Source organism: Pseudomonas sp. SIMBA_068 (assembly GCF_046534705.1).
Taxonomy (GTDB): Bacteria; Pseudomonadota; Gammaproteobacteria; order Pseudomonadales; family Pseudomonadaceae; genus Aquipseudomonas; species Aquipseudomonas putida.
Genome location: NZ_JAWRYI010001088.1, coordinates 1 through 253, shown reverse-complemented (window position 1 = coordinate 253; position 253 = coordinate 1). Strand labels below are relative to the sequence as shown.

Genomic DNA, 253 nt, shown 5'->3' with positions numbered 1-253 from the left:
AGATCGACAAAAACCGCTACGAAGTGGTTATCCCGTCTGATGGCTCCGTGACCTCCGGCTACACCACCGTCATCAACAAATATGCGAAACACCCTAACGCCGCAAAACTGACGCGCGAATATATCTTCTCAGACCAGGGACAGATCAATCTGGCGAAAGGCTATGCCCGTCCTATCCGTGCTGAACATCTGACGCTGCCAGCGGACGTCCAGGCTCGCCTGCTGCCGCAATCTGAATATAAAAATGCCCGTCC

1 protein-coding gene is annotated in these 253 nt (G+C 53.8%); it reads left to right on the top strand.

Annotation, left to right across the window (positions count from 1 at the left end):
* Positions 1–253: ABC transporter substrate-binding protein (locus SB756_RS32820; protein ID WP_410913608.1), on the top strand; the 253-nt coding region annotated here is incomplete at both ends.